At 59.8% G+C, this 18122-nt stretch carries 10 protein-coding genes; 1 reads left to right on the plus strand and 9 read right to left on the minus strand.

Annotated features, from left to right (window positions below; genetic code table 11):
* Positions 1 to 23: 23 nt before the first annotated feature.
* The 9 genes from gcvH to IEW18_RS00685 all read right to left on the minus strand — a co-directional run bounded on the left by gcvH (position 24) and on the right by IEW18_RS00685 (position 16745).
* Positions 24 to 404, minus strand: coding sequence for a glycine cleavage system protein GcvH (gcvH, locus tag IEW18_RS00645; RefSeq protein ID WP_188555891.1), 381 nt, complete (start codon positions 402 to 404; stop codon positions 24 to 26).
* A 216-nt stretch (positions 405 to 620) separates the two neighbouring features.
* Positions 621 to 8171, minus strand: a complete 7551-nt coding sequence (sov, locus tag IEW18_RS00650; protein WP_229728538.1) for a T9SS outer membrane translocon Sov/SprA — start codon at positions 8169 to 8171, stop codon at positions 621 to 623.
* A gap of 132 nt (positions 8172 to 8303) precedes the next feature.
* Positions 8304 to 8909: a Holliday junction branch migration protein RuvA gene (gene ruvA, locus IEW18_RS00655; RefSeq protein ID WP_188555892.1), complete on the minus strand. Its 606-nt coding sequence runs from the start codon at positions 8907 to 8909 to the stop codon at positions 8304 to 8306.
* Between the two features lie 334 nt (positions 8910 to 9243).
* Complete coding sequence (locus IEW18_RS00660) at positions 9244 to 11520, minus strand: NADP-dependent malic enzyme (protein WP_188555893.1); 2277 nt, start codon at positions 11518 to 11520, stop codon at positions 9244 to 9246.
* Between the two features lie 156 nt (positions 11521 to 11676).
* Entirely contained in the window at positions 11677 to 12288 is a 612-nt protein-coding gene (locus IEW18_RS00665; protein WP_188555894.1) for a hypothetical protein, read from the minus strand.
* 189 nt (positions 12289 to 12477) lie between these two features.
* Positions 12478 to 14484 (minus strand): LysM peptidoglycan-binding domain-containing protein, encoded by a 2007-nt coding sequence (locus tag IEW18_RS00670; protein ID WP_188555895.1) that lies wholly within the window; start codon positions 14482 to 14484, stop codon positions 12478 to 12480.
* A gap of 211 nt (positions 14485 to 14695) precedes the next feature.
* Entirely contained in the window at positions 14696 to 16135 is a 1440-nt protein-coding gene (gene gatA, locus IEW18_RS00675; protein WP_188555896.1) for an Asp-tRNA(Asn)/Glu-tRNA(Gln) amidotransferase subunit GatA, read from the minus strand.
* Positions 16136 to 16148: 13 nt separating this feature from the next.
* A complete protein-coding gene (tatA, locus tag IEW18_RS21940; protein WP_188555897.1) occupies positions 16149 to 16508 on the minus strand; it encodes a twin-arginine translocase TatA/TatE family subunit in 360 nt (119 codons plus the stop codon).
* A 12-nt stretch (positions 16509 to 16520) separates the two neighbouring features.
* On the minus strand, positions 16521 to 16745 hold the full coding sequence (locus IEW18_RS00685; protein ID WP_188555898.1) for a twin-arginine translocase TatA/TatE family subunit: 225 nt from the start codon (positions 16743 to 16745) through the stop codon (positions 16521 to 16523).
* Positions 16746 to 17072: 327 nt separating this feature from the next.
* Between IEW18_RS00685 and IEW18_RS00690 the strand changes: the two genes are divergently transcribed.
* Complete coding sequence (locus IEW18_RS00690; protein WP_188555899.1) at positions 17073 to 18026, plus strand: GAF domain-containing DNA-binding protein; 954 nt, start codon at positions 17073 to 17075, stop codon at positions 18024 to 18026.
* The last annotated feature ends 96 nt before the right edge of the window (positions 18027 to 18122 follow it).

The raw sequence follows: 18122 nt of genomic DNA on the forward strand, positions 1-18122 counted from the left end.
CCAGTATAGATAGGAGCGGTGGGCTAGGCGCCTACCAACTCACCGTACGCTTCTGCAGTCAGCAAGCCGTCCAGCTCAGCTGGGTTGGCAATAGCAATTTTCACCATCCAGCCGTCGCCGTATGGGTCAGAGTTTACCAGCTCGGGGCTACCGTCGAGGGCGCTGTTTACTTCCAGTACGGTGCCAGTAATGGGGCTGAACAAGTCCGAAACGGTTTTCACGGCTTCCACGGTGCCGAATACCTCGTCTTGCGCTACCTCCTTGTCGAGGGTGTCAATGTCCACGTACACAATGTCGCCGAGTTCTTTCTGGGCGTGGTCGGTGATGCCGATGAAGGCAACGTCACCTTCCACACGGATCCATTCGTGCTCTTTGGTGTACTTCAGGCTGGCGGGCAGATTCATGGGGTGCGGTTTTGGAAAAAGTAAATGGGTGCACGCGGAGCGTGTCGGCTCAAAAGTAAAGGTTAAAGGTGAAATAGTGAGACAGTGCGTGAGTGATTGGGTGATTTAGTGAGTTAGAGATTCGTGAGTTAGAGCGTTAAGGCAAGCTCCGGATGACAGACGGGTTTAACTCATCAGTTCGCTGAATCACTCAATCACTCAATCACTACTGCACCGCTACTGCGACAAGCTGTAGCGGAGCTGGACGCCACCTTCCGTGGCCGTGTTGCGGAAGGCATTCTGCACGCGCGGGGCCGTAATATTCTGGGTGAAGAAGAACTGCAGATTCAGGCGCTGATTAAGCACGTAGTCGACGGTGGGCCGGAGCTGGAACTGGCGGGTGCCGTTGGTTACTTGGCTGGATGCCCGACCCGCCGAGGCCGTACCCGTGGTGCCGGGGTCAACTACATCCAGAATAGTCCGCTGAATGGTGAAGTTGTCGCGGATGCTGAGGTCGAAGCGCACGTTAAGCTCGTTGCGCAGGATGCGCTGCTCCCCACCCACGCGGAAGGGCAGCTTCAGGCGGTTCGTGGCAAAGCCGAAGCCCACTATCATTTCGGTAGAGTGCAGCTCCGTCACCTGGGCGTTGTTCGTGTTCAGGCCAAGGTTGCGGTCGATGCGGTATTCCAGGCGGCCGCTGAGCTTGCCGGTGGTCTGGAAGTTCAGGCCAATCAGCGGGGCCAGCCGCTCGGCAATGGTCACCTGCCCAATGATGTAGTAAGGCACGTACTGCCCGTTAGACAGGTTCACGCGGTTGGGCAGGTTTTCCGGCTCCTGGGTGTAGGTAGCGTTGGTCGTGTAGCCGTTGATGTTGTAGTTGGAGGCGTAGGCGTGGCTCAGCTGAATGGAGCGGAAGTAGCGCTGCACAAACGGCAGCTCCGACAAGCCGTTGTACGCAATAGTCCAGTTCGGGATGGGTAGTACCGCGAAGGGGTTGAACTTCTTGGACTTGTAGCCATCCGACGACTGGCCCCGGTACGCATCCAGGAAAGCGGGTAGCAGCACATCCTGGGAGTTGTAGCTGTAGGTACCGGTGCGCCCATTGGTCGGGTCTACGGACTGATTATCGGCGGCGAGGCGCTGCTGCACAAACACGCGGTTGTTTACGAAGCGCTGGAAGGCCTTCGAAATCTCGCCCCGGTTGCTCAGGTCCCCAAACAAGGTCTGGATGGAAATAAACGAGGTGTTGAAGGTGCCGGAGCCGAGGGCGTTGCTGGCTTGCGGCCCCAGGCCGGGAATGGGCGTGAGCTTCACCGTGTCTACCTGCAGGCGGTAAAACACTTCCCGATTGCGAACCAAATTGCGGCGGGCATCCAACTGAATCACAAAGTCGCGGAAGGGTTCCAGGGTAGTGCGCAGGGTTAGGGCCTCGGTGAGCAGGGAGCTAAGCGGCGTGTTCAGGTACTGGCTGCTGTCGGTGTACCAGCCCCGGCTTTCGGCCCGCTGGTACAGGTTATCCAGGTCGTACTGCCGGCCGAGCAGGAAGGGCACCCCGGGCGCGTCAAAGTCGCTGTTCATCCCGAAGAAGCGGGTGCCGGGCAGGTAGCCCGGGAGCAAGGTGCCGTTGGAGCGGGTGTAGGTAAAGTTGATGGAGCGGGCTGTCATCAGGGAGCGAAGCACGGCTTTCAGGGCCCGCAGCTCCGGTCCTTTCGCCGAGTCAGCGGCGGCCTGGGCGGGGTCGGGCACCACGCCGGGCGCGGCGCGGCGGGCAACGCCCCCGCGTAAGTCGCGCGGGTTGTCGGTGGCTTGGGCCCGGGGCTGGGGTGGCGGGGCATTGTTGATGATGTTGAGGAAGCGCACCTTATTGTAAAGCTTCACCAAGTCAATTTTGCCGTTGGCACTCAGTTCCCCGTTGTTTTGAATGGTGTTGCCCAGGTTCAGCCGCCCGGAGGTGGTATCAGCGGGGTTGCCGGGGTGCAAAGGCGCCCGCAAGGCCGTGGAAGCCGCCTGCCAGGTATAGTTGGCGGCGTAGCGCGCATCAGCCGAGAGCCAGTCGGTGAGCGGGAACTTGTCCAGGGGTAGGCGGTAGGTGAAGGCCACCGTCTGGTTGAAGTTGGTGGTGCGGCCCCCGCGGCGGAACAGGTTGTCGCGCAGTTGCTGGCGGTTGCGCTGGGCAATGGCGTCGTCGCCGATGGTGCGACCGGGGCCTTCGTCTACTACCGCGCGGTTGGTGGCGGTGTAGTCAATGGCCAGGGCTTTGGTCAGGTCCCAGCGCAGGTCGTAGATGCGGTTCAGGAAAAACGACTTCTGGAACACGCCCGGAATGCCAGCTGTCACGGGTACCTGGCCGGGCTCCAGGGTGCGTTGCAGGAACCGCTCGTTGTAGCGGCGGTCCAGGTCGGCGCGGAAGGAGAAGCGCGAGGGCAGGGGCGTGAAGTTGACCTCCTGGAACATTTTCAGGTAGGGCGAGTCGAAGGCTTTCACCTTGGCCAGGGGCGTGTAGTTGCGCGGGGTAGCCTGATACACGTAAGCCAGGGCCCCGGTGTAGGTGCGGGTGTAATCCCGGTCGGTGCGCACGTCGGTGTGCAGGCGCTCCGTGAGCGAATAGCTCAGGGCAAAGTTCTCGATGTCGTAGGGGCGGACTTTCTTTTCGGGGTTGGTGCGCTCCTTACGCACGTTGAGCAGGGAAATGCTCCGCTGGCTCGTCTGGTCTACTACCTCCCGGCGGTAGGCCGCTTTTTCCTCCGCCGTCTTGAATTTCTCCAAGGACTGGGTTAGCTCCGTGTCGGGGTCGAGCGGGTCGTACTTGGGGGCGCGACTTTCCACGCCGGCCTGCACGAGCACCGGTACCCGGATGCCCAGCTTCTCGGGGAAAAACTTGTCGGCCGAAATGGTAGCATTTACGTCGCCGCGGGCAATGTTGTCGATGGAGCGCTGCTGGGCGCGGTCCTGCAACCCGCCGAAGCCGGTAGTCACGTAGCTGCCCGTGGCCGTGATGTTGGCTACATCGGCCAGCTTGGCGTTGAAGCGGGCGGTAGCGGCCCAGCCGTTTTCGGTATCAAACTCCGACACGCGCAGCTCATCGGCCCAGAGCGTCAGGTTTTTGGTGGCGTTGTCGTCGCGCGGGTTCAGAATGCCAATCATCACGCCCTGCACCGCCGACAAGTCGGGGTTGCCCACAATGGTAATCGTGGAGTTATCGGGCAGGGTCACCACGAAGGGCTTGGTGTAGTCGGCGCTGTTAGCGGCCTGCTGGTTGCGGCGGGCTTTGGCGTCAATAAAGTCCTGCAGTTTCAGGTCGATGCGGTTGGCTTCAGGCCACACATTTTCGGCCGTGTAGGACCCGAGGCCACGTTGGGTCAGCTCCAGGGGCCGGGAGTACTCGTAGTAGTTCTGGGTGTAGTCGGTGCCGATGCGCACGAAGCCCCGCAGCTGGCCGTTGCGTACGGTGCCATCCTCGCTTTCGGCGTGCAGGAACATGCGCAGACGCTTGTAGCGCAGCATGTTCAGGTTCACGTTCTTGTAGGCAGCCTTCGCGAAACCGTCGCGCAGGCCTTCCACCACCAGGCGCAAACTCTGCTCGTTCTGCTGGCGGTTCACGGTGCTGGAGCCGTACTCCCGGTCGCGGCGGATGTTGGGCGGCAGCACGTACGGAATGGCATCGGAGCCGGCAGTTACTGCCGGGCCATTTTCCTCAATGCTGACCGTGGAAATATTGAAGGCATCGGCGTCCGTGTCGGGGCTCACGATAACCTGCGTGGGGTCGGCAATTTTGGTGAGGTAGCGGCGCCATTGGTTGGCCACAAACTGAGGCTGCACCATGCGCAAGACCACCGGCTGTTCCCACTGCGTCAGGTACATGCGCAGAAAGCGGATGGATTTGAAGCCGAAGTCCTGCCCCTGCAACGTACCCACCACTCCGGTAGGCTGGCGCACCGGAATCCGGAATTGGTACCAGGTTACTTCCTCATTATCAGTATCCCGATTCTTGTTCGTGATTTTGTCCACGATGAAGTTCTGGCCTACCTCCATCTGCCCGGGCCGCAACTGCATGCGGTACTCGTAGTAGCGCTCCGTGTCCGTAAGCACGTTGTCCCGGTTCAGGTCTTCCTTGTCGGGAAAGGCACTGGAGCTGCGCTGGCTGCCCTCCGGGGAGTTGCCTTCCATGCCGTTGAAATCCTTGTAGCGGGCCAGAATCTTGGCGTCGGCCTGGTCGTAGCTCTCGTCGAGGTGGTGGCGGAAGTTGTCGGCCGCGGGGTCGGGTACCGAGCCGTACGCGGCTGGGGCTCCGGCCAGCGTCCTTTCTTCCGTGTCGTTTACCCCATCCAGGCCCACATCCTGGCGGGCCCGGGCCCCGGGGGTAGCGCTGAAGGCATCGGTTAGGAAAGGCTGGCGTGATACCCGGCCGTAGGGCGTAGGGCTAGTATCCTGGTTACGGTTCGCGTCGTCAGCGGGCAGGCCGTTCTCAAACTCGTAGCGGTTATTGTCCTTGAGCACATCTTCCGAAACGGAGCCCAGGTTAATGTACAGGTCGCCGCCAGTCGTGTTGTTCGACTGGTGCCCGTCGGAGTCAATTACCCGGCCGTTCTCGGTGTTGATGAACGGGTCCATCAGCCAGAACTCCAGGTACTCCACGTTGGCGTTGTCGAAATCCGTATCGAAGGTGATTTCGCGCGATACGCCGCCGTAGCGGGCCCGGTTAGCGGGCGCATTCGTGGCAGAAAACCGCCGCGGCTGGCTGGGGTCGACGTTGGGGGTATAGTTGTACTGGCCCCGCTCATCGGGAAAGTAAGCCAAATCAAAGGTCGACTCGAAGGAGTTACCCGTGGTGCCTACGTCGCGGTTCGGGAAGATTTCCGTGCGCTTAATGCCGCGCACGTAGTGGTTTTTCAGGTCGTTTGCCCCAATGTTCTGGGGCTTGCTTTGGCCGTTGGTGTAGTAGGTTTGGTCCACGGTATACCAGGCCAGCTTGGCCCGGCGGTAGCCTGCTTCCAGGCCCTGCACGGTGCCGCCCAGCGGGGCTGGCGTGGAAGCCAGCCGCCAGGTAGTCGCGGAGTTGAGGCCGCCCAGCGTGTACGGCGTGCGGGCGTTTTCGAAGTCGTCGAGGTAGGAGACGCCGTTTTCGCCGCCGCTTTCCCCGTTGCCCAGCCTCGACTGGCCCGGCAGCAGCTGGGCAAACTCCCCGCTGAAGGCCACCGAGGAAACTTCCTTGGTCGAAAGCAGGGGGAGCATGTCCAGGTACTTGGTCAGGGCCCGCGACTCCCGACGCATGTTCACGTCGAAGCCGTAGATGGTGTTGTTGCCCGGCTCGTCGCCGATGTTGACGCGGTTGATGCCCGGGGCCTGGTTTTCGCGCAGGTGCAGCACCGTGGCCCCAAAGTTCAGGTCCGGCGATACGCGGTAGTCGAAGCGGGCACCCAGCAGCTTGCGGGGCTGCACCTGCACCAGCGCGTTTTTCTCGAACTCCACCCGCAGCTCATTAGCCGAGTTGAGGTAGCTGGGATTCAGAATTTTAACCTTGGCCTGATCGTAGAATACCTGGTAGTCAACACCTTCCTGGAGCAAGGTGCTGCCGGCGCGCACCCGCACCGAGCCCTCGGCAATGCCAATGCCGGGCAGGTTGATTTCGTCGGTGGCGGTAGCCTGGAAGCGGCCGCGCAGAAAGAACTTGTCCTTTTCTTGGCGCTGCTGGGCGTCGCTCTGCACCTGGGTGTATAGCTCCCGGTACACGTATTTGCGGGCTAACTCCCGCTCCGTGGCGGAGGTAGCCGTATCGAACTGGGCCGCCAGATAGTTGCCGAAGGGCTGCACTTCCGGGAAGATGATCTTGCCCAGCTCCGTGTCAATGGTGATGCCGGGGAAAAAGTCGAAGTTACCGTCGGGGTTCCGGTCGTTGTTGGGGTTTACATTGTCGAGGTTGAGCACCTCAATCAGGGGGCGGTTGGCAATGCGCTGGCCTTCCTTGAGCGAAATCAAATCCACGCCCGTTACGTCATCCTTGTAGATGATCTGGAGCTGAAAATTGTCGCGGTTGAGCTGGGAGGCGTTCAGGGGATAGATGTTTTTCATCATCAAATCCCAGGTCGGCAGGTTGCGGGTCAGCAAATTCTCGTTGCTGGGGTTCTGGCTGGGGTCGGCCAGGCCCACGCCGGGGTTGGTGGCCTTCAGCATCTTCAGGAAAATGACCTCGTCCTGGTTGCGGGAAGCGTAGTCAATGGAGCTGATTTCCCCTACCTGCTTGGGCGCATTCGAGCGGGTGCCGCTGGCCCGGTTGTCCACGTACTGATAGGAAACGGCCAGCACCTGCTCAGGCAGCAGCTGCGTGTTCAGCGAAATGTAGCCCAGCTGCGCGTTGTAGGTGTACTCGCGCGGGTCCAGCTTGCGGGCCCGGATGTGCTCGTAGTCGATGTTGCGCTGCAGCTGCAGCGTGCCCGTCAGGTAGTCATCCACGCCCAGCTCGTTGCGGGCCGTGGCCCCGCCGGCCAGAATTTGGCTGAGCAGGGTGTTGGCGTTGTTGTCGGCCTGGGCGTTGGGGCCGGCCGGCTTTTGAAAGCGCCGGCGGTACAGGCGCTGAGGCTCGCCCACGTCCATGAGGGCCACCACGTTGCGCAGGTTGTCGCTCTGGCGGTTGTCGTTCGTGACGTATACTTCGAGGTTGGTGATTTCGACCCCGCTCTGCACCGTGGGCAGGTTGCGCAGGGCCGCGTCGTACCGGTCGCGGAAGGCCTGGGACAGGAAGTAGTGCCGGTCCCGCTCGTACTGGCTGGCTTTCAGCTCAAACTGCCGGCTTTGGCCCCCGTTCTGAATCCGCACCTCGTCGGCCTGGCCGCGCAGGGTGCTGGCCACGGTGGTAATGCCCAGGCGCCCGAACTGGAACTGGGCCTTTACCCCGAACAAGTTCTGCCCGCCCGTAATCAGGGAGTTATTCAGGGGCAACGACACGTTGCCCAGCTCCACCTTGCGGATGATATCGGTTTCGTAGCCCGTGTAATCGAGCTTCATGTTGTTCTCGAAATCGAAGGCCGCGCGGGTGTCGTAGTTAAACGTCAGCTTGAGCTTTTCCCCAATCTGCCCGGTCAGGTTCAGGTTGAGGTTCTGGTCGTACTGAAAGTCGCCCACGCGCTGCTGACGCAACGTCAGGGTAGGGTTTTCGTTGCGGTTGAAGCGCGCACCCATGCGCAGCGTCACGGAGCCCTGGGGCCGGATGTCCACGTAGCTACCCCCGAAAATCCGGTCGGCCATGGGGCCCAGGTAAATTTTCGGAATCAGGCGCTTGCTGGCGGGAGTGTTGGCGTCCCCGGCCACGCCGCCGGCGGAGCGCTGGCGGAAATAGTTGCGCACGGCCTGCTGCTGCTGCCAGCGCGAGTACTCCTCAAACGTCATGCGGCTTGGGTCGCGGTAGTCCAGATCTGAGCCAAGCTTCTCGCGCACATCGAAGTTTTTCAGGCTGTCGTCGGCCTGCACGTCGAGTTGCACGTTGGAGGGTAGGGGTAGCACCAGCGGCGAGCGGCGGCGCTGCGGTGCCATGGGCGTGCCCACCCGATCCTGCGGGGCCACGCGCGGGCGCCGGCTGGGCTGGTAACGAGCCGTATCAATGCGGGGCGTATCGGGGGCAAAGCCCAGCGGCAAGCGCAGCCGCGGGGAGCTGGCGGGCAGCCAATCCGACCAGAGCTGCTGCATGGCAAACGGGGTAGCCGCGCTGCCCAGCGGCGTTGCCTGCGACCACCACGCCACCAACGATACAACTGCCGCCAGGGAGGCAGCAAGGGACTTCTTACCGGTATTCAAGCGTCAATAGTCGTCGGAAAGGGGAGAAAAGGAAGCTAGGAGCGGTCAGCTGCTACCCCTTGGCCGTGGATAACACACCAAATGAATAGCCACTAAAAAAGCTGACAACTACTAGCTTATAGCCGTCGGCTCTTAATGAGACTTAAGAGCGAATTTAATCAATTCCTCCACGCTCAGGTCGTTGCCGTGCTTGTGCTGAATCTGGTCGAGGGTTTTCTCGGCCGCGGCCCGCGCAAAGCCCAGCGTTACCAAAGCCGCTAACGCTTCGCTACGGTTGGTATTGTGCGCTTTGGCCAGCGGTACGGTATCAATGCCGGCTTTGGCCAGCAGCTCATCTTTGCGGAGCTTATCCTTAAGCTCCAGCACCACGCGCTGGGCGGTTTTGGGGCCTACCCCCTTGATGCTCTGGATGGAGCGCACGTCCTCGCTGACAATGGCCTGGCGGATTTCGCCCACCGACATGGACGACACCATCACGATGCCCGTGCCCGGCCCAATACCCGAAACGGAAATCAACTGCATGAACAAGGCCTTTTCATTGGGGTCCAGAAAGCCGTACAGCGCCTGCCCGTCTTCCTTAATGTGCTGGTAGGTATAGAGTTTGGCCTTTTCCCCGTCAGCGGGCAGCTTGGCGTAAGTAGCCAGGGAAATCCGGACTTCGTAGCCAATGCCGTTCACGTCCAGAATGGCTTGGGTGGGGTCTTTATAAGCGAGTTTACCGTCGACGTAGGCAATCATGCGGGGTGGTTGAAGTAGAAACTGTCAGAACGAGAACAACACGCTACAGCCGGGATTTGTGCCAAGGGGGTTAGTTGTTCTAATTGATTTAGCCGGCCTGGGCGGGCCGATGAGGTGGTTGAGCAAGTTGGGGCGAATTTGCCCGGAATCAAAGTGAGAGGTAATGGGGTGATGAGGTCGGGGCGTGAGGAAACCGGAGGCAGGAATGCAAAAGCCCAGCCGCTTGGCAAGCAGCTGGGCTTTTAGCACTTGTGAAGGGGAGGAAGGCTTAGGTTGTTACCTGTCACCATTCACCTCATCACCATTCACCTATTACTTTTCACCTCATCACCAATCACAGGCCTTTGCCCTCCGGGTGCTGGGCGTCCACCACGGCAATGGCGGCCATGTTCACGATTTCGCGGACGGAAGCGCCGAGCTGTAGGATGTGCACCGGCTTGCGCATGCCCATGAGTACTGGCCCAATCACCTCCGCGCCCCCAATTTCCTGGAGCACCTTGTAGGCAATGTTGCCGCTGATAACATTCGGGAAAATGAGCGTGTTGGCCCCGCCTTTGTCGGCCAGGGGCGAGAAAGGGTACTGCTCGCGGAGCAGTTCGGAGTTGAGAGCAGTGTTAGCCTGCATTTCCCCGTCCAGAATCAGCTCAGGGTAGCGCTGCTTGGCTAGCTCCGTGGCGCGGCGGGCTTTATCGGGCAGCTCGCCGGGGTTGGAGCCGAAGTTGGAGTAGCTGATAACGGCTACCCGCGGCTCGGTGTCGAAGAACTTTACGGCCCGGGAGGTAAGCCCAATAATTTCCACCATTTCCTCGGCCGAAGGGTCGATGTTCACGGTAGTATCGGCAAAGAAGTAAGGGCCCTTCTTGTGCTGAATGATGTACATGGAGGCCACGCGCTTCACGTCTTCGGCTACCCCAATTACCTGCAGGGAAGGCATGATGCTCTTGCCGTAATCCTTGCTCAGACCCGTAATAAAAGCATCCGCCTCACCGGTTTCCAGCATCATGCTGCCGAAGTAGTTTCGCTCGCGCAGCAGGCGACGGCCTTCGTAGAGCGTGATGCCGCGGCGCTGGCGCTTCTCGTAGAGCTTCTGGGCAAACTCCTCTCGCTTGGCTTCTTCGTGCAGAATATCGATGATCTGGCAGCCTTCTAGGTCCAGGGAGTTTTCCTGGGCAATGCGCGCAATCTTGTTGCGGTTGCCGAGCAAGATGGGCTGGGCAATGCCTTCATCGTGCAGGATCTGGGCCGCCTTGAGGATTTTGTAGGTGTCGCCTTCGGCAAACACCACGCGCTTGGGGTTGCTGCGGGCCGCTTGGGTAATGCGGTTCATCAGCTTCTGATTCACGCCGAGGCGGGCGCGTAGCTCGTCCTCGTAGGCAAACCAGTCGTCGATCTGAATGCGCGCCACGCCGCTTTCCATGGCGGCCTTGGCTACGGCCGGACTAACGGCGGTAATCAGGCGTGGGTCCAGGGGCTTGGGAATCAGATAGGTACGGCCGAAGGACAGGGTGTTGTCGCCGTAGGCTTTGTTCACCATATCCGGCACCGGCTCCTTGGCCAGCTCAGCCAGGGCGCGCACGGCGGCCAGCTTCATGGCCTCGTTGATTTCGGTGGCGCGCACGTCCAGAGCCCCCCGGAAAATGTAGGGGAAGCCCAGCACGTTGTTTACTTGGTTGGGATGGTCGGAGCGGCCCGTTGCCATGATGATGTCCTCGCGGGTGGCCATGGCTACCTCGTAGGGAATTTCCGGGTCGGGGTTGGCCAGGGCGAATACAATGGGGTTGGCGGCCATCTTCAGCAGCAACTCCGGAGCCAGCACGTTGGCGGCCGAAAGCCCCAGGAAAAAGTCGGCCCCTTCCATGGCCTGGGCCAGGGTAGTAATGGGCCGCTCGGTGGCAAACTGCAGCTGCAGGGCCGCCAGATCGGTGCGCTGCGGGTGAATGATGCCGTCCTTGTCGAACACCACCACGTTTTCGCGCTTCAAGCCCAGCTCCAGGTACAGGCGCAGGCAGCTAATAGCCGCGGCCCCGGCCCCGCTTACTACCACCCGAATTTCCTGGATGTTCTTGCCGACTACCTCCAGCGCGTTCAGCAAAGCCGCCGAGGAAATAATGGCCGTGCCGTGCTGGTCGTCGTGCATGAGCGGAATGTTCATCTGCTCGCGCAGGGCCGTCTCAATCGGGAAGCACTCCGGGGCCTTAATGTCCTCCAAGTTGATGCCGCCAAACGTGGGCTCTAACGACTTCACGATGCGGATAAACTCCTCGGGGTCCGTGGCGTCAATCTCAATATCGAAGCAGTCAATGCCCGCAAACTTCTTGAACAATACGCCTTTCCCCTCCATTACCGGCTTGGACGCATCGGGCCCGATGTTGCCCAGGCCCAGCACGGCCGTCCCGTTGCTGATAACGCCCACCAGGTTGCCCTTGGCCGTGTACTTATATACCTCGTCCTTGTTGGCGGCAATTTCTTTGCAGGGCTCCGCTACGCCGGGCGAGTAGGCCAGGGCCAGGTCCAGCTGCGTACTGACGGGCTTGGTCGGGACTACCTCAATTTTGCCGGCGGGGCTTTGGGAGTGGTAATTCAGGGCGTCCTGTTTATTTATTTTCAGCATGCTACGGTGCTAGGATGGAGCTTCCTTTAAAGGGCAAGAAAGCAAAATGGGCAATATCAACCCGCGGCAAAGGTACGCGCCCCCGCCCGGATAGAAAAAACGCTCCGAGTTCAGCTGAACTCGGAGCGTTACGCTGGGGTACCTAGCTATGGCAGCCTAGAGCAGCGGAATTTCTTTAAAGGTGCCGTAGACTTTTATGTCACAATCGCGCCGGCTGTCTGCCTGCGAGCCCACGGCCAGGTATACATACGGGTCCTTGGCGTTGCGAATCGTGAAGGTATATGACCCGCTGATGAGTTGGCGAGCCGCGTTAAACTCAGTAATGACGAAGTTTCCTTCCAGCCGGTGGGAGTTGCCGGAGTATTTGTTGAGGTAAACGCCCGAGCCGTAGGTGGGGCGCTCGTACGTAGCCAGCATGTCGCCCTGGCCCGGGTCGGGCTGGGAAGAAAGTGTATACGTGCCAACCAGGCCAGCCTTTTGCTTGCCTTTGGGTAGCAGGAACTCAATCCGTTCTTCGGTGCCCATGCCAGCCGGGCGGGGCTCCTTTTCAAAGACAAGCGTCAGCCTATCTGAAGCCAGCTTGCCGGAAGGTGCTTGGGCCAGAAACGTCTGCCCTTTGCTTTCAGTGGGGTAGGTATAAGTGAAGTTGAGGTTGGCCTCCTGCACGGCAGGAGCTACGGTAGGTTCCGGCATTTCGGTGTCTTTCTGGCAACCGGCCACCAAGGTCAGCATGGATATACCCGACAGGATACGTACGAATTTCAGCATAATTGAAAAGGAAGGAAAAGGACAGAGCGGCTTATAATCAGTCGTAGCCAAGCGTCGTGCCAACTTTCAAGTAAATAGTTCCCTTTCTGGAGCTAATTGATGTAATTTTTGGTCAAGTGGTTGATAGTTAGATATAAAAAAAGCGCAGAAGAAGCTCTGCGCTTTTTAATAACTAGCCGCACAAAAGTATCAGCTCTTTACAATCAGCTTTTGGCCAGGCTTTACCTCGTCTGACTGCAGATGATTCAGCTCCCGCAACTTCTCAACCGTGAGGCCCTGGTAGCGGCGGGAAATGTTGTAGAGCGTATCGCCAGGCTGTACTAAGTGTACTTGCGGAGCGGGCAGCAGAGAGCGGGAAGCCGACCGCGCAGCTCGTCGGGCTGGCTCCTGGGCCGCGGTGGCAGCTTCGCGCGTAGCGGTTAGTAGCTCCGCTGCGGGTTCCGAGGCCAGCTCCTGCAGGTTCAGCTTCTGGCCGGGCGTAAGGGCTTCTCCCGTCAGCTTATTGCGCGCCATGAGCTGAGCTACCGTCAGGCCGTGGGTGCGGGCTACCTTCTCCAGAAAATCGCCTCGCCGCACGGTGTAGGTAGTAGGCGCCGGCTCATTGGCAGCAGCGGTTGAGGCTACAGCCTCAGAGGTAGAACGAGTAGCCCGAATTGCAGCCGAGGCTGGCTTGGTAGCTGCCGGGCGGGTAAGTACTGGTTCCGTAGCGTCTTCGGTTTCTGAAGGGGTAAGCTTGGTTTTGCTAGTTCCTACCCGTGCGGGTACCGCCAGCGGCAACCGGTTGCTGGTGGCAACAAGGGCCTGGACTTCGGAGGTAGTAGCTGGCCCGGCTGGAAGTTGGGTGGCTGACAGCGGCACAAAAACTACTACCTGGCTGCGCGGCGTCAAGGCAGAGCGCTTGCCCAAATTATTCCAGCGGCGTACCTGGGCTGAGCTTACCTCGTAGCGCTCCGCTACTGACGCCACCGTTTCGCCCCGCTTCACAGTGTGGCGCACCCGGCGGTAACGAGGCGGTGAAGAATGCCCGCCGGCAGCGGCTCCGGCCACGGCTAGGCCGCGGGTAGGGAAGGGCTCAACCCCGGCTAGTAGTACTGGGCGTGGCAGCACCGGCTGCGGCAGCTCGGCCAGGGGGCGACAGTAGTCAAACAGCGTCTCCCGGTCGACTACAGCCAGGGCCGGCCGCACTGCCGCCGGCAACTGCACCGCGTACGGCCGGTAACCGTGCGGTAGCCAGGGCTTGCGCAGCTCCGGGTTCAGGCGGGCCAGTACCATAGAATCAGAGTAGCCGCAAGCCCGGGCCAGCCGCGTCAGGTCAAAGGCTCGGCCACCCAGCTGCAGGGTATCCATGGCCTCCGCGTATTGATATTTCAGGGTAGGGGAGTGCAACTGGTGCTGCTGGGCATACTTCATGGCGTACATAATGGCCGTGAAGGTGGGCACGTAGTTGCGCGTTTCGGCCGGCAGGCTCGGGTGCACCTCCCAGTACGTTTTCTTGCCCGTGCGGCGCACTACCTTTTGCATGTTGCCCGCGCCCCAGTTGTACGCCGCCAGCACCATTTCCCAATCGTGAAAAACGCCGTAGAGGTAGCGCAAATGCTTGCAAGCCGCTTCCGTAGCTTTTTCGGGGTTCATGCGCTCGTCCACCCACTCGTCGCGGCGCAGGCGCAGGTCGTTGGCCGTTGGGCCCATGAACTGCCACAAGCCCGTAGCCCCCACCCGGGACTTCGCCGTCGGAATCAGGGCTGACTCTACCACGGCCAGATACTTCAGGTCTGTGGGCAGGTTATACTTGGCCAGATACTTCTCGAAGAGCGGGAAATACAGGTTTTCGCGCTCCAGCACGCGCTGGGTATAGCCGCGCTGCCGTTCCGTGAATAGGCGCACAAACGCCAGTACATGCGAGTTGAAGACGTGCGGCACATCGGTTTCAAAGCAGCTGATCCGGTCCCCTACCAAGTCGCGCAGCTCCGGTGGAGTGCGCAGCCACGCTAGCTTCACTGAGTCAACAGGTACCGGCGCCGCTACCAAAGAATCGGGGAGCAACTCCAGGTTAACCCGCAACGAGTCATCCGCCGGTGGCAGCGTTTGAGTCGGGGAGGTAGGGGGCAGTTCGGGCCGAACCTGGGCCGCCGCGGAGCGCCCCACGGCAGCGGCAAATAACAAGGGAACAGCAGCACGCAGCAACGACTTCTTCATCTTACATGGAAACTGGCAGGTAAGCCGAAAACCTCAACTTGCTGTGCCTCAGCCCAGCGCATCTTCAAAAATAGCACGGATTGACATAAATGCCAGCCCGGCAGCGAATAAGAACCCCGAAGCTTCGCGTAGGCCCCTGCTTACGGCTGCGCTCGGCAGTCATCAGCAAGGAAGCCAAAGCGAAACTCCGGGGCTATCCTTTACGGGCTGGTTAGGCCTCTACGGGAACGACAGTTTCCGTCACGGTGCTGGCAAACGCCAGCAGGTGCTCCTCGCGGAAAGCGCCCGCCAAAATCTGCAAACCAATGGGTAAACTCTGCGCGTCCTTTCCAGCGGGCACCGAAATGGCGGGTACACCCGCCAGAGAGGCCTGCACGGTAAAGATGTCAGCCAGATACATGGCCAGCGTATCCTTGTTCACGTCGCCGATGTGGAAGGCCGTGGTCGGGGTAGTCGGCAGCACCAGGAAATCGTACTCGCGCAACAGCTCGTCGGTCTTTTCCTTGATGAGGCGGCGTACGCGCTGGGCCTTGGTATAATAGGCGTCGTAGTAACTGGCGCTCAGCACGAAAGTGCCCAGCAGAATCCGGCGCTGCACTTCGGGGCCGAAACCCTGGGCGCGCGTTTTCTTGTAGAGCGACTCCAAGTCCGTAGCGTCCGGGGCGCGGTAGCCAAACTTCACCCCGTCGTACCGGCTCAGGTTAGAGCTGGCTTCGGCTGTGGTCAGGATGTAGTACGTAGGAACGATAAAGTCGAGGTAAGGGAAGTCCACGGCTTCTACCACGTGGCCCTGACCCCGGAACTGTTCCAGGGCCTGCTCCGTGGCCGCCTTGATTTCCGGATTCAGACCCGGCCGCTCCAGGCAATCCTTGATGTAGCCGATGCGGTAGTGCGGGGCCGGCGTCAGCTGCTGGCTGTAGGCGGGCACTTCGCGCTGGCTGGCCGTGCTGTCGAAGGAGTCGGGGCCGGCCATAACTTCCAGCAGCAGGGCGGCATCTTCCACTGAGCGAGTCAGTGTACCAATCTGGTCGAAGGAAGACGCGTACGCAACCAGCCCGTAGCGAGAGATGCGCGAGTAAGTTGGCTTAAAGCCCACAATTCCGCAAAACGCGGCCGGCTGCCGCACCGAGCCACCCGTATCGGAGCCAATGGAAGCTAGGCACATATCGGCCTGCACCGCCACTGCCGAGCCCCCAGAAGAGCCACCGGGTACCCGCTCGGGGTCAATTTCATTGCGGGCGGGGCCGAAATAGGAGGTCTCGTTGGAGGCACCCATGGCAAACTCGTCGCAGTTCTGGCGGCCGATCAGGATGGCATCCTCATCGAGCAGGCGCTGCACAGCCGTGCCCGTAAACAAGGATTTGAAGCCGTCCAGGATGTGGCTGCTGCTCTGCAAGCTGTGGCCTTCGTAGGCCAGCACATCTTTCAGGCCGATAACCATGCCGGCCAGCTTGCCAGCCGTACCGGCAGCCAGCTTGGCATCAACGGCCTCTGCCTGCGCCAGGGCTTCTTCGGGCCACACCTCCAAAAAGGCGTTCAGGTGTTCTTTGCGGCGGATATTATCCAGATAATAAGCCACGAGCTGACGACAGGACGTGGTGCCTGCCGTCAGCTCGTGGCGAACTTCCGTGAGGGAGTTAAAGCGTCTCAAGACGAAAAAGGGTTTAGTTCATTTGGTCGAGGCGGGGCCGCTCTTCGGGGGTATGCGTAACCGGGTGGGTTAGGCCGCCGTCCATGGGCGGAGCCACCGGCGTAACGGCCGGGGCTTCGGCTACCGGGGCCACGGGGGCCTGGTAGGGTTGCTGGTTGAATTGCTGCTGGTAGGGCTGCTGGGGCTGGCCGGAGTTTTCAATTTCGCTCCGAATTTCACGGGAGGCATCCTTGAACTCGCGGATGCCTTTGCCCAGGCCACGGGCCAGCTCCGGAATCTTGTTCGCCCCGAAGAAAATAAGGATAACGACCATGATGAGCATTAGCTCACCACCGCCCAAATCACCTAAGAAGAGGAAGAAGGGAGTGTTCATGACTGCGAGCATTTAGCGGCGGGGAGCCGTGGGATCATTCGGATTGATCGGGCCGTCGCGAAACTCCGGCTTCTCTTCCTTGGAGGCATCCTTAAATTCCCGGATGCCCTGGCCCATGCCCCGGAACAGCTCTGGAATGCGCTTAGCTCCAAATAAGAGAATGATAGCGAGGCCGATAAGCAGTAGCTCAGTGCCGCCGAGGCCGCCAATACCAAGCAAAAGGGAGGCAAAATTCATAGGGAGGAAGACCAACAGGTCGGGTTATTATGTGGCAAAGCTACGTATACGCAGCCTTGTACGCATCGGGATTGGTAAAGGTACCGCATAATTTCAAAATCAGTTCCCGTGCGCCTCCAGGCTACCCTAATGAGCGCGCTAATGGCAATGCTCTGGAATGGACTGAGGCCAACAGCTTTAGCCAGGGAATAATGATGTTAAGCTGGCAAATCCGTCTACTCGGCGGGGCGTTAGCAACAAATTGCTACTATACCTGCTATTTAGAGAGTTGTTTATAGACTATCCTACCTTGCTCACGCTTCATCACCTGCTCCTTTCCCTTCCCTAATGTCTCCTACTTTTTCCGCCACGGAAAGCACCGTAAAGCCGCTGACCCGCCGCTTCGACGAAGCCGCTCGTCTGGAAGTTCTGCGTAATTACCGCATCCTGGACACGCCCCCCGAAGCGGCTTTTGATGACTTGGTGCGGTTGGCAGCTTATATCTGTGGTACACCTATTTCCCTGGTGTCGCTGCTGGATGCTGAGCGGCAGTGGTTTAAGGCCGAAGTGGGCCTGGGCGTTAAGAGTACACCTCGCCACCTGGCCTTTTGCCAGCACGCCATTCTCTCAGATAAGGTGTATGAAGTAGAAGATGCGACGCTGGACCCCCTTTTCAAGCAAAATGCGCTGGTTACCGGCGACCCTAACATTCGCTTTTACGCCGGCGCACCGCTGATAACCCCCGAGGGGCAGGCGTTAGGCACCATTTGCACCATCGATACCGTGCCCCGCCGCTTAACCGAAGAGCAGCGCGATGCGCTTCGCATTTTGGCCCGGGAAGTAGTATCGCACCTAGAGTTGCGGCGGGCCCGCCTGCAGCTGGAAGAAGAAAAAATCAAGTTGGAGGGACTACTACGCATGGCCAACGACACGGCAGAATCGTTCTACCTGAACGGAGGCCAGAATGAAATCTTTATAAAACAGGACCATAAACTGCTGCGGGTGAACACATCTGATATCCGGTATGTAGAGGCGCTCGGCGACTACGTGAACATCTACTCCGGCCGCGAGCGGTACACGGTGTACAGCACCATGAAGGAGCTGGAAGCCAAGCTGCCCCTCCGCGACTTTGCCCGGGTACACCGTAAGTATATTGTGCGGCTAGACCGGATCATTGCCATCGAGAACGACGCCGTTATTGTTGAGGCTGGGCGTAGTGCCGAACAGGCTGCCAGCGTGCTGCCCGTGCCCATTGGTAGCTCATATAAAGCTGCGCTACTGAGCCGCCTAAATCTTATTTAAGCTCAACAAGTGAGAAAAGCATTCAGAATGCGAGTATTCACCGAGGGAAAAAACACATTCGGCGAAATTGCTAGAGCAGGAAATAGCGCCGCATGT

It is taken from the genome of Hymenobacter glacieicola, from assembly GCF_014640315.1.
Classification (GTDB): domain Bacteria; phylum Bacteroidota; class Bacteroidia; order Cytophagales; family Hymenobacteraceae; genus Hymenobacter; species Hymenobacter glacieicola.